Consider the following 19,348-nt stretch of genomic DNA (forward strand, 5'->3'; position numbering starts at 1 on the left):
CTAAGAAGGAACGATCATCCGAACCACAGCCAGAACCCTCAGCACCCTCACCGCCGCGCTCTGCGCGATCGTGCTCGTAACCGCCTGCGCCCCGGCCAGCACCGGCCCCGTTGCGGGCGAGACCGGCAACGCGTGGCTCAGCGACTATGACCTCGATGGGCTCGATGCCCGCGAGGTCATCGAACACCTCGACACCATGCCGGTCACGGAGCGCCCGGACGGCCTCATCGCCTCGGTCCAGCCCGACGTGCTCTTGCTCTCTGACGAGGCCGGCAACGAGTCTTCGCTTGATCTGCCCGAGGACGAGTTCTACGTATCCATCGCCCCGTACTCCGCCCAGACACATGACTGTTTCTCCCACAGCCTCACCACCTGCCTCGGTGAACTCAACAACGAGGACATCGACGTCACGGTCACCGACGCGACCACCGACGCGGTGATCCTCGATGAGACCATCCGCACCCACGACAACGGATTCGCAGGCATCTGGCTGCCCCGCGATATCGATGCCACAGTCACCGTCGAACACGGCGATCAGACCGCGAGTACCACCATCTCGACCGCCAAGGACGATCCCACCTGTATCACCACGCTCCAGCTCACCTAGAACGCTTCCCGGCTTCTGTTTTCGCCCGAATTCGGCGCATCCGGCCAGTGGCGGACAAGCATGCGGAGGACGGGGGAATGAGCTCGGAGGACCAGACCGTCTCGCCGCCGAAGTAGTGCCCGGCGGCGAGGTTGATTGCTTCATATCCGCTGAACAATAAACCGATCATCAGTCCGCGGGCGTGCGTGGCAGTGTGAGGCATGAGAGTTCCGGCAGGTCGGTGAACCCGATCCCGAACCCTCCGTGGACTCCTTCGCCGGGTAGATCACCTACCAGGGCACCACCCACACACTGCATCCCCCTCGTCGTCGCCAGTCCGCCTCTCACTAGCCCGACGACAGCACCATCCACGATCCAGGGCTGCCCAGCCGACTCTCCACCACGCTCGATTCTTACTACCCGCCAGAGCTGCCCGATTCTTACTACCCGCCAGAGCTGCCACGCGTCTTGCACGTCGAGAGCGTCAACAAAAGTTGACGGCGCTCCGCGCGGTCGTCGTCCGCTCACCTGACTGCCGAAGGGCGGTGGCGTGGTGACGGTTTCGATGCGGGTGATGTCGGCTGGGGATGGCTACAAATACCTTCTGCGCACGGTCGCCGCCGCGGACGGCGACCGGAGCCTCAGCTCGCCTCTGACGAGGTACTACGTGGAGTCGGGGACCCCGTGAGGGAGCAAAAGTAGTCGCGTCTTTGCCTCTGTAATTACGGGGTTCAGTCTACTTCGCAGGGAAGCAACGGTAGCTGCGACTGAACCGCCACGGAGACGAGCTGGACGTGGCGCGCAAGCCCCCTGACCTCTGGGCGTGAAGGAAGTCGGCTTGACGGTGGTTACATACGGGCTAGCCTGTATGTATGAAGCGTACTGCGAAGGACACAGCGAAGACCCGTGTGGCGCTGCTGGGGGCTGCCTTGGAGTCCTTCGAGGAGAAGGGCTGGCGCGGTGCGACCTTTGAGCGCATCGCCGAGCGTGCCGGTGTCTCGCGAGGGGCGCTCCACCATCACTTCCAGAGCAAGACTGTGTTGCTGACCGAGGCCCTGGAGTGGGGTTGGTTGGACTACGGCAGCCGGATCTTCGATGCTGCACCTGCGCGGTCTGATGCCGAGGGCCGGTTGCGCGCCTTGCTGAGCGAGTTCGTGACGCTGCTGCAAGTTGATAAGCGGTTCCGAGCCCTGGCGTACACCACAGTCCTGGTCGCTCCGCAAGCCCTCGATGACAGTCGTCCCAAGCACGAAGCACTGGATGCATGGCGCGATCAGATCGCCGCGTCCCTGGGCGAACACCCCGACTTGCCGGTGTCGGCTGCGACGGCCGCCGGTCTGGTGCTGATCCTGCTTCAGGGGTTCACCGTTACCGCGGTGACCCGTCCCGATGACCTTCCGCACCTCCAACACCTCGACGCCGCTGTGACGGCGCTGGTGAAGGGGTTGCTCTCATAGAAAGACCTCCACATGACGAACCGTGATGGTGCCTTGCCTACGCGAGGCACCACCCCAAGGAATGCGCTGATCGTCGGATCGGCGGCGGTGTTCACCGACATGCTCGTTCACGGCCTGGCGGTCCCGGTTCTGCCGCTGCTGCCCGCAGTTGTCAGCGCGGGACCGGCAGCCACGGGGGTGCTGTTCTCCTCCTACGCGCTGGCGATGATCATCGCTACTCTCTTTGCCGGTCGCATCGTCGACCGGCACGGACCCAAGACGCCGCTGCTCATCGGGCTCGTTGGACTGGCCGCAGCGACGCTGTTGTTCGCCACGGGAGGCCCGTACTGGCTGTTGCTGGTTGCCCGCCTTGCCCAGGGCATCGCCGGCGGCATGTCCTGGGTCGCTGCCCTTTCGTTGATCGCCGCAACCACCAGCTTCGACAAGCGCGGACAGGCGATGGGGATCGCCCTGTCTTCCCTTACTCTGGGCGTGCTGCTCGGCCCCCCACTCGCGGGCTTTCTGGTCGAGCACTTTGGCACCGCATCGCCCTTTTTGCTCGCTACCGCCATCGCCATGATCGATGGGGTGCTGCGTATCGTGCTGGTCAAGGGCTCTCCGCGGGTTACCGACGACCCTTCAGGGCCTCTTGCCGTGCTCCGCGTGCCAGGGTCGTTCTCCATCGTGATCGCCGTTGCGATCGGCGCGGCCGTGCTCTCAGGAGTCGAGCCCGTGCTGCCTGTGCACCTGGGAGCCAGCGCGCTGACGATCGGATTGCTCTTCGGGCTTGCAGCCTTGGCGGCAATGATCGCCAACCCGGTCGTGGGCCGGTACGTCACCACGGCACCACTCAGACTTTTGATCGGGGCCGGCGTCCTCGCGGTCGCTGCTGCGCTCATCGTGATCGGGTTCGCAACCGAGCTGTGGCACACCAGCATCGGCATGGTCCTGCTAGGCGTCTCCTCAGCGCTCCTGCTTGCACCGGCGACCACAATGATCGGCGAACAGGGCTTCCGAGCCACGCCGCCGACCCTTGGCGGTTCCTACGCCTTGTACAACCTCGCCTACGCCGCCGGCCTCGCCGGCGGACCTCTGCTGACTGGATTCGGCGTCCAGCAAGCCGGATTCACCACCGCCATGATCGTCGCTGCCATCGTCCTGGCAGTGCTCGGATTAGCGGCACTGATCCGCCTGCCTGCACGAGTATCCACTGAGAACAGTCCTGATCGAGCGGGGATAGAACACTGAGGACCGTCAGCCATGTGCCGACCCACTGATGGTCAAAGACGGCCCGACCACAACCGTCTCAACGAGCCCGATTCTCGGTTCTGATCGTTCGGGCACAGACGCTTTTCAGCTCGAATGTCCGGTATGGCCGTGACCCAAGGGGATACGTCGCCATAAGGGGGCTCCGCGATGGCCTGGCCGGGCGGGCTACGGCAGGTGCCCCGACCGAATCCCGTTAGCAGGACACAACAGTGGATCCGCGCGATCCTATAGGAGATGGGTGACAGGCAGAGGCGGTAGCTGATCGCGGTTTGTCGCCGGTGGTGGTACGAGTTGTTTGCGGCCGTGCCTGGCTCCACCTGTCACGTCCAGGTGACTTTATGTCTGATAGCGAGGTCAAGTGCCGGTCAGGTCGAAGCTCTGCCCGGTCCATGTGCGGCGCAACCACCGGTCGTGGGAGGCGATGACGACGCTTCCTGGGTAGTTGGAGAGGGCTGCTTCGAGTTGGGCTACGAGCAGAAGCGAAAGGTGGTTGGTCGGTTCGTCCAGCAGCAGCACGTCGGGTGAGTCGGCGAGGAGCACAGCGAGGGCCAGTCGACGTTGCTGTCCGACGCTGAGAACGCGCACGGGCCGGTGCTCATCTCGGCCCGCGATCAGCCCGAATGTTCCCAGAGGCACCTGCTCGGCCCGTTTCCTCCCGACAAGGTCTTCGTAGGCCTCGCGTGTGGTCCGTTCCGATCCGCGGTGGTGCGGATCGGGCAAGTCAACTTCCTGGGCGAGCAGACCGACACGCAGCCCTCGTGGCCGGTTGATGGTCCCCGCCGTTGGGGCGAGGTCACCGGCGAGCAGGTGCAGCAGCGTCGACTTGCCCGACCCGTTGGGCCCGGTGATCAGCCACTTCTCATCCGCGCTCACGGTCAGTGAGGTCGCCTTGAGGCGCCCAGCGACCGCAACGTCGGTGGCCGCCAGCACCGGGCCGGGCCAGGCACCCTGGGCTGTTGCCGTGCTCTGCGCGGCGTTGAGCCCGCGGAACTGTAGCTCCGGGGGCGGTTTGCGGATTTGGCGCTCCTGAAGGTCGGCCAATCGGGTCTGGGCGTCGTTGACCCGTCGGGACACCACTTTGTCGTTGCGGTCGGCGTAGTACTTCTCCGCCATGCGTACCTCCGAGCGAGGCTTCCAATCGCGGTGCCCGACGCTCTGATTCTCACCAACGGCGGCACGGAGACGCTTGAGTTCTCCCTGCTCTTCGCGGTACTGGCGTTCCCACCGCTCCCGAGCGTCCAGTCGGGCATGCAGATAGTCGGTGTAGGTGCCCGTGAAACGAGTGATGCCGATGCCCGCTTCCTCACCGTCCCCGACGAGCGGCCCAGCCACCGCGTGCAGTCTCGGAGCCGGGTCCAGGTCCACGAGGGAGGTCACCGCCTCGTCGAGGAACGCTCGGTCGTGGCTGGCGATCAGCACTGGTCCGGCCCATGAGACGAGCACGCCGCGTAGGTGTTCCGTGGCGGCATCGTCGAGGTGGTTGGTCGGCTCGTCCAGCAGCAGCACCTCCGGGGCGGACAGCAGCAGCCACCCCAGGGCCAGGCGCGAGCGCTGCCCACCCGAGAGGCGCCCGGTCTCGCGTTCGCGCGGCAGATCGCCCAATCCCAGTCCCGTCATCATCGCGTCGATGCGCGCATCGACGTCCCATGCCCCGACCCGTTCGGCGGTCTCCAGAGCGTCGGCGTAGTTGCGTGCCGCGGCCTGGTCATCGGGTGTATTGGCGAGAGCGTGGGCCCTTGCGTCAACCGCGTCGGCGGCCGCGCGAAGTGGAGCGACCGCGGATGCCAGCGCTTCGGCAATCGACATGCTCGCCAGGAATGGTGGTTCCTGGTGCAGTAGCCCGATGCGCGGCGCATGCCCGCCGGGCGCGATGGCACTCACGATGCCACCGTCGGGGCGTGTCAGGCCGGCGATGACGCGCAACAACGTGGTCTTGCCGGACCCGTTCTCACCAATCAAGCCTGTCCGATCCCCGGCGGGGACGGTGAACGACACGTCCGTGAGCACACGCCGGTCTGTGAACGAGATCGAGATACCGTCCACACGCAGATGAGCGGCGGCGCGCGAAAGCGAAGAAGAAGTTGTGATGGCCACAGGTGTCCTCAGAGTCGATCGAACTCCCGCCTGGCACACGCCACGGACGCAGGAGAAGGGCGAGGATCACCAAGTCATGCCACCACTGTAGCCGAACCGGTCCCAACCAAAGCGCGCCCTCAGGTATGCCGGCCTGACCGTCATGGCCAGTGTTGCTAACCCGCACCGCATTGGCCTTGAACGGACAATGAACCTTCATCAGCAACCTCGGCATGCTTTCGAAGAACGACTTCGCCGAGATGGGTACAAGGTCGGGCCGCTGAACGCCCCTCACGGACACCGGAGGTGCGCACCTCGTGAGCATGACGGTGTCGATGCGGGTAATGAGCGCCGGAGACGGCTACAAGTACCTGCTGCGCACAGTCGCCGCCGCTGACGGCGACCGGAGCCTCAGCACGCCGCTGACGAGGTACTACGCGGAGGCGGGAACGCCACCAGGTCAATGGCTGGGCTCCGGTGTCGCCTCGCTCGGGAAGGGTCAGCTCGCGGTGAGTGATCGGGTCTCGGAGGCCCAGCTTCAGCTCTTGATGGGGATGGGTCGTGACCCGATCAGCGGAGATCCGCTCGGTCTGGCGTTCCCGGCCTACAAGTCCCCGGCGGAACGGGTCGAGGCCCGCATCGCGGACCTGGACCCGGCGTTGAGTCCCGGCGCGAAGGGCGAGGCCGTCGGGCAGATCGAGGCTGAGGAAGCCTCGCGGGGGACACGGCGGGCGGTGGCGGGGTTCGACTTCACGTTCTCGGTCCCGAAGTCCGCTTCGGCGTTGTGGGCGGTCGCGGACGCTGGCACCCAAGCTCTCATCGGGGACGCGCATCATCGAGCGGTTGCGGAGGTGGTTGCGTTCATGGAGCGTGAGGTTGCAGCCACCCGCACCGGTGCAACGGCAGGCGGCGGAGCGGTTGCACAGGTCGATGTCTCCGGGGTCGTGGCTACGGCGTTCGATCACTTCGACTCCCGCGCCGGAGACCCCCACCTTCACACCCACGTCGTCATCAGCAACAAGGTCCAGACAGTGCTTGACGGCAAGTGGCGGAGCTTGGACGGTCGGCCGATGCACGCCGCCGTGGTCGCCCTGTCGGAGCTGCACCAGGCGGTGTTCGCCGACCACATGACCCGCACCTTCGGCGTCGAGTGGGAGGCCCGCGACATGGGCCGCGATCGGAACCCGGCCTGGGCGATCAGCAGCGTGCCGGAACAGCTCGTTCAGGAGTTCTCCACCCGTGCCCGGCACATCGACGCCGAGAAGAACCGGCTTATCGCCGAGTACGTCGCCAAGCACGGCCGCCAGCCGTCCACGGCCACGGTCATCAAGCTCCGAGCCCAAGCCACTCTCAGTACCCGACCGGAGAAGGAGGTGCGGTCGTTGGCCGACCTCACCAGCGAGTGGCGCACCCGCGCGACCGATGTGCTGGGTCAGGACGCCACCTCCTGGGCACGCAACGTCACGGACAACGACAAGCCGATGCTGCTGCGAGCCGACGACGTGCCGTTGGACGCGATCGCCGAACTTGGCCAGGCCGTCGTCGGTGTGGTGGGTGAGAAGCGGTCGACGTGGCGGCGGTGGAACCTGGTGGCCGAGGCGTCGCGGCAGACGATGGGCTTGCGGTTCGCCACCATGCAGGATCGTGAGGCGATCGTCGGCATGATCACCGACGCCGCCGAACAGGCATCTCTGCGGCTGACACCGCCCGACCTCGCCACCAGCCCGGTCGCGTTCCGGCGTATCGACGGCACGAGCGTGTTCCGGCCGAAGCACTCGACCGTGTTCTCCTCCGAGCAGTTGCTCGCAGCGGAGGACCGGCTGCTCGTCCGCTCCCGCAGCATGACTGCGCCGACCGCCCGGCTGGGAACGGTGGAGAAGATCACCGCCCGGCCGGATAGGGAGGGGCGGATGCTCGGCGAGGACCAAGCCGACGCTCTGTTGAAGATCGCCGTCTCCGGTCGGATGCTCGATGTGCTTGTCGGCCCGGCCGGTGCCGGGAAGACCACTGCGATGTCGGCGTTGCGCAAAGCGTGGGAGAAGGAGCACGGCACCGGCTCAGTGGTCGGGCTCGCACCGTCAGCGGTGGCCGCGCAGGTCCTCGCTGATGACCTGGGGATCGCGACGGAGAACACGGCGAAATGGTGGCAGAACCACCTCACCCGTGGCACCACCTTCGAGGCCGGTCAGCTCGTTATCATCGACGAGGCATCGTTGGCCGGCACCCTGTCGCTGGACCGCATCACCCACCTGGCTGAGCGGGCCGGGGCGAAGGCGCTCCTGGTGGGCGACTTCGCCCAGCTCCAGTCCGTGGACGCAGGCGGCGCGTTCTCGCTCTTGGTCGGTGATCGTGACGATGCGCCAGAGCTGGTCGACGTCCACCGGTTTGAGAACGAGTGGGAGAAGACTGCCTCACTCGCACTCCGCCACGGTCGAACCGAGGTGATCGACACCTACCTCGACCACGACCGCATTCATGAGGGTGATGCCGAGGCGATGACCGATGCCGCCTACGCCGCATGGCGCGCGCACCACGAGCAAGGGTTGGTGTCGGTGTTGATCGCCGAGACCCGCGACGACGTGACTGCGTTGAACGTCCGTGCCCGCGCGGACCTGATCCTCGACGGCACCCTGAAACCCGGCCGGGAAGTCGAGCTGAACGACGGCACCACCGCCGGAGTGGGGGACACGATCATCACCCGCCGTAACGACCGCCGTCTCCGCAACGGCAAGGATTGGGTGCGCAACGGCGCCACCTGGACCATCATCGGTGTCCGCGACGACGGCTCCCTGACGACCCGCAAGACCGGACGACGGTTCGGCGGCTCGATCGTGCTCCCGGCGTCGTACGTGACCGAGCACGTCGACCTCGGATACGCGGTCACCGCGCACAGGGCGCAGGGTGTCACTGTCGGTACCGCGCACGTCTTGGTCGAACCGACCACGACGCGGGAAAACTTCTACGTCGCGATGACCCGCGGCAAGCAGTCCAACCGGGCGTACGTGATCCTTGACCGCTCCGATGACCACACATACCCGCACCCCGGCGACAACACTGACGCCACCGCCAGAAGCGTGCTGTACGGGGTGCTCCAGCACGTCGGTGCCGAGCTGTCTGCGCACGAGACCATCACCGCCGAACACGAGCAATGGGGATCAATCGCGCAGCTCGCCGCTGAGTACGAGACCATCGCGGCGGCAGCACAACACGACCGCTGGGAGACTTTGATCCGATCGTCGGGTCTCACCGAGGACCAGGTCGACGCCGTAGTCCAGTCGGAGGCTTTCGGGGCGCTCACCACCGAACTACGCCGGGCCGAGGCCAACTATCACGACATCGACCGACTGGTCCCACGCTTGGTCGCCGCACGCGGGTTCGATGACGCCGACGACATCGCCTCCGTCCTGCACCACCGGGTCGCGCGTGCGACCGCACGACCCGCTGGGTCTGGTCGCACGAGGAAGACGCCGCGGTTGATCGCTGGTCTCGTGCCCGCCGCAGACGGGTCGATGAGCACCGATATGCGACAGGCGTTGACCGAGCGGAGGGAGCTGATCGAGCAGCGCGCCGACGTCGTCCTGGACATCGCCTTGGACGCGAAAGCTCCGTGGACGAAGCCACTCGGCATGCCACCCCGCAATCCACGGAAGACAGCGCCGTGGCGGCGGCACGCCCGCACCGTCGCTGCCTATCGGGACCGCTATGGCATCAGCGACGACACAACCCTCGGCCCGGCACCAGAGACCACGGCGCAGAAGATCGACGCCGCCCGCGCACGAACCGCACTCGAACGTGCAAGTGATATTGCTCGTCAGCGCACGAGAGACGCAGAAAGTCGGCCGCTCGAACAGCCCCTCAATCGGAGCTTGTGATCCGAGCCCACGGGAGTGTCGGTGCGGCGACGTAGAATAGTTACATGGATGTAGTTCCCGCAAGTTCGACGGACTCCGGAGCCGAGATGCCAATCGGGCCGGTTGACGTGCCGGGACGGCAGGACGACCCATGGACGACGAACGGGCCAACCGAGCTGCCGACCGATCGCTTCCAGGTTCTCGCTCTCGACGGCGGAGGAGCCAAGGCGCTGTTCACCGCCCACGTGCTTGCGCGACTGGAACAAGACCTCGGTGTCAGCGTCAGGGACTCGTTCGATCTGATCGCCGGTACGTCGGCGGGCGGGATCGTCGCTCTCGGGCTGGGTGCCGGTCTCACCCCGAGCGAGATCGTCGGGCACTACGAGGAACTGGTCATGACGGTCTTCCCGGCCGCGCGGCGGAGCCTTTTGCGGCGGCCGCGCCAACTGGCTGCACCCATCTACGACGGCGATGCATTGCGGACTGCCCTGACGAAGGTGCTCGGAGAGCGGCTGCTCGGCGATAGCACCAAGCGACTGGTCATCCCGGCATGGGATGTGCAACGAGGTGCCGTGCACATCTTCAAGACGCCACATCACACGCGCCTTGCCCGTGACTGGCGCATCCCGATGGTGGACATCGCGATGGCTACTTCGGCCGCGCCCCTCTACTTTCCGGCTGCACGCGTTGACGGACACCGCCTCATCGACGGCGGGGTGTGGGCGAACAACCCTTCCGTCGTCGCGATCGCTGAGGCCGTGAGCATGCTCCACGTACCGCTCAGTTCGATCAGGGTGCTCAACGTGGGCACCATCGATCAGCTCACGAACCACCCCAAGCGCCGCGACCGCGGCGGACTGCTCCAATGGGTGAAGCCGATCACGCCCCTGATCCTTAGCGCCGGTAGCCGCGGCGGGCAGGGCATCGCGGAACATCTGATCGGCAAGTCTGCCTACACCAGGTTCGACGCCTTGGTTCCCGGCGGACTATACGCACTCGACTCAGCGGACCCGAACGACATGGCCGGGCTCGCCGCGTCCGTGAGTCGCGAACTCAGCCCCGTTTATACCGAGCGGTTTGCAGCTCATCGCGCAGCCGAATACACACCGTTGACCGGAGACCGACATCGCGGCCACCGGAACAGCACGTCCCACACGGAGGTCTCCGATGAAGCTCACTGACTACTTCAACGTCCTGCTCAAGGACACCGTCAACCTCAGCCAAGGAAAGCTAGATCTGCTCGACTCTCGCGTCGAGGCGGTCTATAAGGCACTGAAGGCCGATGAGCAGATCGGTTCTCTCATCCTCGGCAAGACGCCCCAGGGCTCCTGGGCACACAGAACCATCATCAACCCGGTCGGCAGCAACGAGTTCGACGCGGACTTCATGCTCGACATGAGCGAGAACCCGGACTGGACGGACAGCCCTAAGACCTACATCGAGGAGGTCTATGCGGCCCTGCACCGCCACAGCAAGTACGGCGACATGCCGCACTCACGCAAGTGCCGCTGCGTCCGACTCGTCTACGCGAACTCCATGCACATCGACATCGTGCCGCACCTGAACCTCGCCGATGGACGCGAAGTCATCGTGAACCGCGACGACAACGACTGGGAGCTGACCGACCCCCAGGGCTTCACCGACTGGATGAAGAAGAAGGACACGCTCGCGAAGGGCAACCTCCGCAAGGTCATCCGACTGATGAAATACCTCCGCGACCACAAGAACTCCTTCATCGGCACGCGGTCAATCCTCCTGACGACACTGCTCGGTGAACAGGTCACCGAACTGCGCACGCTGCTGGACCCCGGCTACTACAGCGACGTCCCCACGACGCTCCTACATATCGTCAAAGACCTCGACACCTGGCTTCAAGCGAACCCAACCACGCCTCCTGTCGCCGACCCGTCCGGGTCAGGTGTCTACTTCGGGCATCGATGGGGTCCTGATCCCGAAAAAGCCCAGGCGACTTACAGCTACTTCCGCGACCGCATCCATGTGCACGCCGCCGAAATTGAGGAAGCGTACGAGGAGGAGGACAAGGAGCGCAGCGTCGAACTGTGGCAGGGCATCTTCGGGAACGGATTCAAGGCGCCAGCCACCACATCGAGCAGCGCGAAGTTCCCGGCAGCAGCCCCAGCCGCCGCCTCCATCGTGGGGCGGTCTGGCCGCGCGGGATGAGCCGCCGCAACAGGGCCAGCCTGTCGGCCTGGCAGAAGCATCTCCTTGGCGAGCTGAGGTCGCTCGTGCGGGAGCGCCCCGACGACGTGCGGGTTATCCAACAGGCCCAGCTCGACGCTAACGGCGACGCCACACTCCGCCTCCGGCTCCACACCGCGGACATCCCGCGGAGCCCAGCGGGGTTGGAACTCGGAGATGACGAGGAGTTCATAGTCCGGATTTGCCCATCGCTGTTCCTGCCCCCGAGCGTTGAGGTTGACCACACCCGCTTTCTCGGCTTCCCGCATGTCCTTCAAGGACAGCGACTCTGCATCTACCTCGACCCCTCGCGCGAGTGGCACCCGTCCGAAGGGGTTGCCGGATTCCTCACCCGGCTCTGGGACTGGCTCACCGATGCCGCCGGCGGAGCGTTCGACCCCTCGACCGCGATGTACCACGCGGTCGGAGGAGTACTGCACCACGCTAACGGTACGACCACGATCGTCGTCCGCGAGGCCGGGCCATCGAAACAGCATCAGGTCGCTCGGCTGATCGCCCGTTCGCCGTACCGCTATGACCTCACCTACTCAACGGACCGCGATGGACACCGCACGCCCGTCTTCGCACTCGCGAGCGACCTTCCGTTTGGCGCCGCGTCCACCCTCGCGCTGTTCCTGACGCTCCTCGATGATCCGTATCTTGACCGCGCGGAAGGACGGTCGCCGCGGGTGTCACCTCAGTCGCCAGCGTTTCTCACGTCGATCCTTGCCAGCGCTCTCCGGAACGCTGACGACACCGAGCAGTACTTCGTCCTGGCCGTACCCCACCCGGCAGGCGGTCCACACCATCTGCTCGGTGGACGCCTGCCAGGGGCAACAGCCAACGTGCTTCGGCGCCTCGCCAAGACGCGCGGCACCGCGGTCAACCTAGACCCCGCGATGGTCAACGCCGATATCCCCATCGAATGGTGCAACATGTCCGACGAACGGCAAGAAGTCACGACCCGACGCGACGACAACCGTCCCGTCAACGGTTTTCAGGGAAAGACAGTTCATGTTTGGGGATGCGGAGGCCTTGGGTCATGGATCGCCGAGTTCATCGCACGGGCCGGGGCCACCACCATTACTCTCTGCGACCCCGGAACCATCACCGGCGGACTTCTCGTGCGACAGAATTACACCGAAGCCGACGTCGGTCAGACGAAGGCGCAGGCTCTTGCCACGCGGCTCGGAGCGATCCGTGACGATCTGACGGTCACCGTCGCCGAAGGAAACGTGCCCGACAACCCAGCATCCTTTCTTTCCGCGGACCTAATCCTCGACGCCACCGTCAGCCACAGCATCACCGCATACCTCGATTCGCTCGTGGGCACAGAACGCAAGGCGCTGATTGCCCAGGTCGCCACCGACGCAAGCTCAGGGACGCTCGGCATCGCCAATATCTGCGCGCCCGCCGCTACGCTCACGCCTTCTGAGATCGACGATCAGGCAGGACGTTCGGTGCTGGCCGATGGCGGGCTTGAGCTGTACCACTCGTTCTGGCAGGAGGCAGCCGATGGTGATGAACTCGTCCCGACGCGAGGATGCTCGGTACCCACATTCCACGGCTCCGCCGCAGACCTCGCAGCGGTCGCTGCGACCCTCGTTAACCTGGTCGGTGCTCACCTCCAGCAGTCACAAGCAGTCGTTTCGGGAACTCACCTCATCGCCCTGCCACACGCCGCAACCGGCCCGCGGCATCACTTCGTTCCGGCCGCGTCCGACAACCTCCAATGACGGGTCATCGCGCGGTTCCCCTCGTCGGGGATCAGGCGTAAAGTTGAGGGCGAAGCGGATTTCTCCTCTGTAACGCGCCGCTCGCGGCAGACCTCCGGGTCACTCTCCAACGCACCGCTTCACCTGACATACCTGTGCGATGGAGAGGAACGAGAGCCATGATCCGTCTGATCTGGGCCGCAAGCGTCCACACCCGCTACTTCATGCGGCGATACATGCCTACGAACATCATGCTGGACGCGATCCGCTCTCGTCGCCGTGGGTTGAAGTGGGGTGTCCCGGCCATGCTGCTCGCGATCCCGTACCTGCTGATCGCGAACGTCTGCATCCAGCTCATCGAGGACGGCATTCCCGGATGGCTGCACTTGGTTGTGTTGTGGGCGATCTGGAACATGCTCAAGATGCTTTGGATCGGGCCGATCAGCGTCGTGCTGCTGAGCCGCGCACGGCTCCGCGAGGCCCGTGAGCGTCGCATCCGGTCAACAGACCACGAAGGCCGGCGCGGCCCGTTGAGCGCTCTCACGTCGTCGTCATGACCGCTTGGAGATTACAGCGCAGAGTCGATCGGCCCGCTCAGCGCATGTTGTGAAACTTGAAGGTCTCTAGCACGACGCGATGATCGATCAGTGCTTGATCGTAGGCGTCTTCTCCTCCGAGAAGACGCACCCACGGCCAGTCTGTGGCGCGCTCTCCGGTGCTGCGGAAAGCGACCTCCGCGAGCGGCTGATTCCGGTCATCCCAGGACCAGGCCCGCTCGCCCACGTACTCACCACTCATCGCGCGGTAGCCCCCTGAGTAGGTGGCATTCGTAATTTCGTGCAGGAGGCTCATCCGGTACTCATAGCCGTGGAAGATGTCCACGTAGTCGGAGTCTTCGGGGATCAGGTCCGCGAAGGTTGCGCGAGCATCGGCTTTGAGTAGGTGGCTCAGCGGATAGGTCCAGTTTCCGGCGTTCCACCTGGGCAGAGCATTCACCGAGTCCTTGTCGAGGACGCGGTAGGGATGGATGACCTGGCAGGCAGGGAGCCGAATCTTCATGCCGGCCTCGACGGTGCCCATCACCTCGATGGCGAGCTTGATGAGCAAAGCGTCCCGTCCGCGTCGCGTCGCAGCGACACCGACGGCAGTCTGAACGAGCAGTGCGGAGTACAACCGCGCCTGTTCGAGCGCTTGTTGGACGGGGACACCCATGCGGGAGGTCGTACCGGCATCGAGCAGGCGTTCAAGGACGTCCATCCAAAGCCGGTCATGGTCGCCGTCCGGGTCGTGCCACACACCAGTCACGAGGAGAGCGCACAACTGCCGGGTCCTCTCCCGATGCGTCGTCAGCACTTCTTGGAGGGATGCTCCGTCGAGTCCATCGATGGAGAGCGGCTGATCCCTCACAGCCTCGACGACCTTGTCTGTTGCTTCCATCACCAGGTCGTGCAGGTCGATGCGACGAATAGGATCGGGCAAATAGCGCTTCAACCGAGCCACCGCCATCGCGGTTGTCAGTGGCGGCTCGGCAAGACGGTCCAGCGCTTCCAATGCGGACGACAGTTCGCTGAACATCTCGTCAGCTCCCGCAGCCGGGACGATCTGACCCGAGCGTGCTGCGAGCAGCTTCTCAGCGTTGACGCCCCTGCCGCTTCGCGCGTCCCAGTACAACGGATACCGACGGCTAGGTATGGACTCAATTAGCCTGACCAGCGCGGTGTCCCACTCCGCTGACCAGCCAGAGATAATGAGGCCGTACTCGTCGAAGACCCGAGCGAGCAGCGTCACCCATTCATCCGGGTACTGGTCCAGTTCGCTCGGAGTGTTCCGGGAACCGAGATCGAGATAGTCCCCGTGGACCTTGATCACTGTTGCCGGAGCGTGTGCGAGCGGCTTCATGCCGTTGACCGCCTCCGGCCGCGCGATCACTTGCGGAGCGATCCCGACCGCGTCGAGCGCCTGCTCCATCAGCCGGTCGAAGTTCGTGGTGACGATGACCCTGACTGATCCCCGCTTTACCAGCTCGGCAATCGCGAGGTGTCCTCTGCTCGGCGTCTTGATCCCTTGCTCTCGTTCCTCATCGGACGGCTCGAAGAAGCCTGCCAGGAGACCCTGCCGAGCCGCGGGCGTGGGTGCGAGCGCTTCAAGAAGCGATGAGTAACCGAGGGGCTCGCTGTGGTGATCGTGCCACCACTTCTCGGGGTTACTGGCGGCGCCTTCTATCGAAGTTGGGTCCTCTACGGCTGCGACCCGGCGCACAAGCTCGGTGACGACACCCCATCCGGTGGGCACGCCGGCGCCCGTGGACACACCGGAGCCCACGAGCAGGGCGTACACGCCGGGTTGTGCCTGCATCGACGTCGCGAGCATCGCCAGCGGTGACAGGGGATTGCTCATGTGCCTTCTTTCAGATGGTTGCTGACGAACCGCTGCGCACCCTGGGGCAGGGACCACCAGTGCCCGCCGAAGCCGAACGACTCGCGCTCTGCACTGGTGAACACCTGTGCCATCGCTTCTGCGATCTTGCGCTCATCGGAGGTGGGGAACATCGCTTCGCGCGCGTCTGCGTCGCTGGCGACGACCTCGAACGCTGGATCAGCTCTGTCTTGGTTCATCGCCGATGCGGCCGGATACCCGCTTCCGTGATGCTGCCCCTCGGCGGCCACGATGAGGCAGTAGAAGATGTCGAACTGACATAGGGAGTTGAGGAGCACATCGTCGTGAGCGAGGTCGCTGGGATCGGGTACCGCGCTGTCGGGGACATCGGGGCGCATGGCTGATTGCTCGCTCATGAGGTTGCGTGCGGCCGAGATCATCAATCCGCCCTTACCTGGCGGAAAGAGGTCAGTTCGGCTTGCGTCGACCTGCCCGTGTCTGATCCAGGAGGAGTAGACGTACACGTCACCGCTGGGCGGGTACGGGCGAAGCGCGAGGTCATGAACGACAGCCCATTGCCGGAGGCGGACGGCGAGGCTGCCGAGTACGTAGACGCGCGTGATGATGTCGAGTCGCGCGGCCGCGTCGCCATGGCCGAGCTTGACGTACGCATCGAAGAGACTGTCGATGGCCTTCTGAGCAACGGCGTCGCGTTCGAAATACATTGCGTGAGCCGCGAGGATCGTGACCTTGTCGAGTGCGGCTCCGCGCTCATCAGGATTGCTCACCAGCGCGGCCGCCTGTCCGAGGAACTGTCGCAGGCGAATGTCGCTGTCGGCTTCAAGGTGGGACACCACACCCTCGCGGAAGGCCTCGTCTGCCATCTGAACCGTCAGCGGAACAAGGGCGGGGCCAGCACCGCCGCCCGCCCGCAGGGCGGCGGCCAGGTCAGCAATCAGCGAGTCGACCTGTGCACGGGTCTCCTCGTGCAGTCGTTGATCGCGACGGCTGAGCAGATCGTTCCAGTGCGCGTGGCGAAGCGGAGAGTTCTTGGCACCTTCACGAACCAGAACATCTCCCTCACGGAACACCACCACCGGTTTGCCGTTCTGACCAGCGAACTGGCCCAGCTTGCTCATAGGCACCGGAAGCCCGTCACGGTGGTGCGGAAAGTAGATCAGAACGACCTCATGCCCATCGACTTCGTGAACCTGCGAGATCACATGGACCTCGCCTTCGATGTACTTCCTGATCAAATCACCAAGCCGGGCACCGTCGAAGAGTGCGCGATCGGTGATCGTGCCGGTAGGAAGAGCCAGGGTTCCGTCGTCGTTGACGCCGACAAGGATGTAGCCACCGGGTGGCCTGTTCGTCATAGAGATCGCATCTTTGACGAAGTTCAACTGGTCCCGATTGTTCGTCAGGTCCAGGACGGCCTTGAACTCCAAGTGCGTCTGCTCCGGCAGTTGGAGCAGCTCCGCCAGCTTCTCTCGGTCAGTGCGCCCATCAACGACGATCACTCCGCGTCACCGTGTCCTTTCAAAGGTGGACACCCAGCGCGCGCCGGTTCCAGTGCGTCGATGCCAGTAAAGACGTAGTAGCTGATCGGGCGCTTTCCTCGCCTTTCCAAAGAGTCCACTTGAAGCAAGCTCCCTGATAAGTGGGACTGCTGCATCGGTCTCTCCTTTGTTTCACGCCTTGTTAGTCTCGCTCGTCGAAGCACCTCCGGTTCGAACGCTCAGCGATCATGGCCCAACTCTACGACGGAGCACTGACAGAGTCGGTGCCTTCACGGCGTTCGATACGCCCAGCGACACTCGCACGGCTGGCGACAGTCGACTCGATGCCGCCGCTGTATGCGATTGCAGTTCCAAGGCGCGCTGCTGCCTAAAGACTGGGAACACGGAGGCGACGGCCGCCGGGGCGGATCGCCCCACCGCACGCAACCACCGCGGACCGGACAGCCTCATTACTGACGCCGAGACGCGCGGCTACCTGCGCGAGCGTCAAGCCGTCGGCATAAACCTTGATCCACCGATCGGCTGTTGCATAAGGCCGTGATTCGAAAAGAGGCGTGGATGGTCACGGTTCGTGCATAAGGGCATGACAACGGGCCCGGCGTCGCATCCGGTGTGTCCACAATTCGGTGTTGCCAGAAGCCTCCTACAACTTCTTCTGGCCGACGAGCCCGGGCCTGGGCGAGATGGTCAGGTCGCCACCGGGACCGGTGGGCTGAACACGGTGTTCCAGAGCCGACCGAACTCGGCCGCCTTGGGCCAGTGGGCTGGCAGGTGAAGAACGATCTTTCGCGCGTGGCAGGCGATGCGGGCCGGGATGCTGATGAGCTTGGCCCGCAGTGTTGGGGCCCTTGACTTCGATAGCCTGCCCCCTGCCAAGAGCGCGCCCGTGCGGGCGAGGTTGTGGGCCATGCAGGCCAGAGCGAGCCAGGCAGCATTGGCGTTAAATGCTCCGGCGGGCATATGCGCGATCGGTCCTGCCTTGAGCTCGGCGTTGACTTGCTCGATCACGGCATGGCGTCGGTGGGCTTTATCGGCTTGGACCGTGTCGAGAACATCGGCTGGAATCGTTGTGAACACGGCGTGGTAGCGCCACACGGTGAACAGGCCCTCTTGTCCGGCTTTGGCGAGTTTCTTCTGGTTCTTCTCCGGGATCCGGCGCACTACCAGACGCCCGGTCACCGGGTTCTTCGTGGTCGTGAACGCGGTATACACGGTTTCGGCGACTTCGGCTTCGGAGATCCATTCCTGGTTGTCTTCGTCCCAGATCGCCTGCGGGTACTGGATGCCCGTCCACGTTGTCTCGTCGATGCTGGTGATGGCTTTGCTAATGGAGGGGTTCATGCGAGCCGTGACCGAAACGTTGGCACCGGCCGACTTCGCCGCGGCGGCGACGTCGGAGGTGTAGTACGCCGAGTCGGCAGCCAACACGACACGCTTACCGGCCACCCCGGGCAGGCGGCCTACCGTCGAGAGTGCGTCTTGGGTGAACTTCTTGGCACCGCGGGCCGAGTGCACGGCTCCTTTACGCAACCGGTTGCCGATGATGACTGGTTGTGACGACGTCGTCGAGGCAACGGCGAGGAGACCGTTGAGCCCGCGCACACCGGTATAGCCGTGTCCGGAGCCTTGTTTGCGGGCGGAGTGGACGGCGATGACGGTGTCGTCGATATCGACAAACACCATCCGGTCGGCCGGATTCGACGAGTCGAGGCGGGTCGGGAAGAAATCGGCCCGTGAAGCCAGGCGTTGCAGGGACTGGTCGCAGGCGGTTTGGAGGGCGCGGACGTGACCGAATGTGAACTTACGTAAGAACTGGCCCAACGTTGACGGGGCGTAGACGCTGGTGGCGAGGTGTTTCATCCCACCGGTACGGTTGCGATTCATGTCGTCGATGCTGTCGGCCCCGGCGAGCATCCCGGCGATCAGGGACATGACTTTCCCGCCCGGGTTGGCGCCCTTGTCGGTGGGGATACGAACGCGGTCGGCCACGGCTGTTGGCAGGCCTGTGTCTTGGGCGAGTCTGACCAACGGGATCAGCCCGGTATCGGCGATGAGGCGTTCGTCGTCGAAGGCGTGGGACAGGCCGGTGGGAGTGTGATTGAATAGCACCTGCGAGGTGCTCCTTCCTTGTGGGTTTGATAGGACTTTAGACATCACTATTTTCCCACGTCAGAAGGGGCACTTCCACTTTATTTAGCCATCAACACCGGCTCATTTATCGGTGGATCAGGGATAAAGCTGAGCGGCGTCATGGCGAATCGCGTCGGGCAACTCCGGTTGGCGTGCGGCCAGTCCCGCCAGCCTGGCTATCTCACGCACCGTG

The 19,348-nt window shown here is 64.6% G+C and carries 13 protein-coding genes; 8 read left to right on the plus strand and 5 right to left on the minus strand.

Features of this window, described 5'->3' with window-relative positions; all coding sequences use genetic code 11:
- Positions 1-70 precede the first annotated feature (70 nt).
- From AC3ZI9_RS00380 to AC3ZI9_RS00390, 3 genes are all read left to right on the plus strand, one after another.
- Positions 71-607 (plus strand): CueP family metal-binding protein, encoded by a 537-nt coding sequence (locus tag AC3ZI9_RS00380; protein ID WP_444554709.1) that lies wholly within the window; start codon positions 71-73, stop codon positions 605-607.
- Positions 608-1,458: 851 nt separating this feature from the next.
- Complete coding sequence (locus AC3ZI9_RS00385; protein ID WP_444554710.1) at positions 1,459-2,043, plus strand: TetR/AcrR family transcriptional regulator; 585 nt, start codon at positions 1,459-1,461, stop codon at positions 2,041-2,043.
- 12 nt (positions 2,044-2,055) lie between these two features.
- Positions 2,056-3,270 (plus strand): MFS transporter, encoded by a 1,215-nt coding sequence (locus tag AC3ZI9_RS00390; RefSeq protein WP_444554711.1) that lies wholly within the window; start codon positions 2,056-2,058, stop codon positions 3,268-3,270.
- Between the two features lie 375 nt (positions 3,271-3,645).
- Here the strand turns inward: AC3ZI9_RS00390 and AC3ZI9_RS00395 are convergent, their stop codons facing one another.
- A complete protein-coding gene (locus AC3ZI9_RS00395; protein ID WP_489923728.1) occupies positions 3,646-5,250 on the minus strand; it encodes an ABC-F family ATP-binding cassette domain-containing protein in 1,605 nt (534 codons plus the stop codon).
- 437 nt (positions 5,251-5,687) lie between these two features.
- Between AC3ZI9_RS00395 and mobF the strand changes: the two genes are divergently transcribed.
- From mobF to AC3ZI9_RS00420, 5 genes are all read left to right on the plus strand, one after another.
- A complete protein-coding gene (gene mobF / locus AC3ZI9_RS00400) occupies positions 5,688-9,236 on the plus strand; it encodes a MobF family relaxase (RefSeq protein WP_444554759.1) in 3,549 nt (1,182 codons plus the stop codon).
- A gap of 44 nt (positions 9,237-9,280) precedes the next feature.
- Positions 9,281-10,396 carry a CBASS cGAMP-activated phospholipase gene (locus AC3ZI9_RS00405; protein WP_444554713.1) on the plus strand — a complete coding sequence of 372 codons (1,116 nt, stop codon included), beginning with the start codon at positions 9,281-9,283 and terminating at the stop codon, positions 10,394-10,396.
- A complete protein-coding gene (locus tag AC3ZI9_RS00410; protein WP_444554714.1) occupies positions 10,383-11,396 on the plus strand; it encodes an SMODS domain-containing nucleotidyltransferase in 1,014 nt (337 codons plus the stop codon). Before AC3ZI9_RS00405 ends, AC3ZI9_RS00410 begins: the two co-directional genes overlap by 14 nt.
- Positions 11,393-13,150 (plus strand): ThiF family adenylyltransferase, encoded by a 1,758-nt coding sequence (locus AC3ZI9_RS00415; protein WP_444554715.1) that lies wholly within the window; start codon positions 11,393-11,395, stop codon positions 13,148-13,150. Before AC3ZI9_RS00410 ends, AC3ZI9_RS00415 begins: the two co-directional genes overlap by 4 nt.
- Before the next feature lie 158 nt (positions 13,151-13,308).
- Positions 13,309-13,686, plus strand: coding sequence for a hypothetical protein (locus tag AC3ZI9_RS00420; RefSeq protein ID WP_444554716.1), 378 nt, complete (start codon positions 13,309-13,311; stop codon positions 13,684-13,686).
- A gap of 37 nt (positions 13,687-13,723) precedes the next feature.
- On the opposite strand, the gene AC3ZI9_RS00425 is transcribed toward AC3ZI9_RS00420, so the two are convergent.
- The 4 genes from AC3ZI9_RS00425 to AC3ZI9_RS00440 form a co-directional block, all read right to left on the minus strand.
- A complete protein-coding gene (locus tag AC3ZI9_RS00425) occupies positions 13,724-15,526 on the minus strand; it encodes an SIR2 family protein (RefSeq protein WP_444554717.1) in 1,803 nt (600 codons plus the stop codon).
- Positions 15,523-17,025: an AlbA family DNA-binding domain-containing protein gene (locus AC3ZI9_RS00430; protein WP_444554718.1), complete on the minus strand. Its 1,503-nt coding sequence runs from the start codon at positions 17,023-17,025 to the stop codon at positions 15,523-15,525. Before AC3ZI9_RS00430 ends, AC3ZI9_RS00425 begins: the two co-directional genes overlap by 4 nt.
- 367 nt (positions 17,026-17,392) lie before the next feature.
- Positions 17,393-17,515, minus strand: coding sequence for a hypothetical protein (locus AC3ZI9_RS00435; RefSeq protein WP_489923729.1), 123 nt, complete (start codon positions 17,513-17,515; stop codon positions 17,393-17,395).
- A 197-nt stretch (positions 17,516-17,712) separates the two neighbouring features.
- On the minus strand, positions 17,713-19,134 hold the full coding sequence (locus AC3ZI9_RS00440; RefSeq protein ID WP_444554719.1) for an IS1380 family transposase: 1,422 nt from the start codon (positions 19,132-19,134) through the stop codon (positions 17,713-17,715).
- Between the last annotated feature and the right edge of the window lie 214 nt (positions 19,135-19,348).

It is taken from the genome of Arthrobacter sp. AOP36-F1-5 (assembly GCF_058137995.1).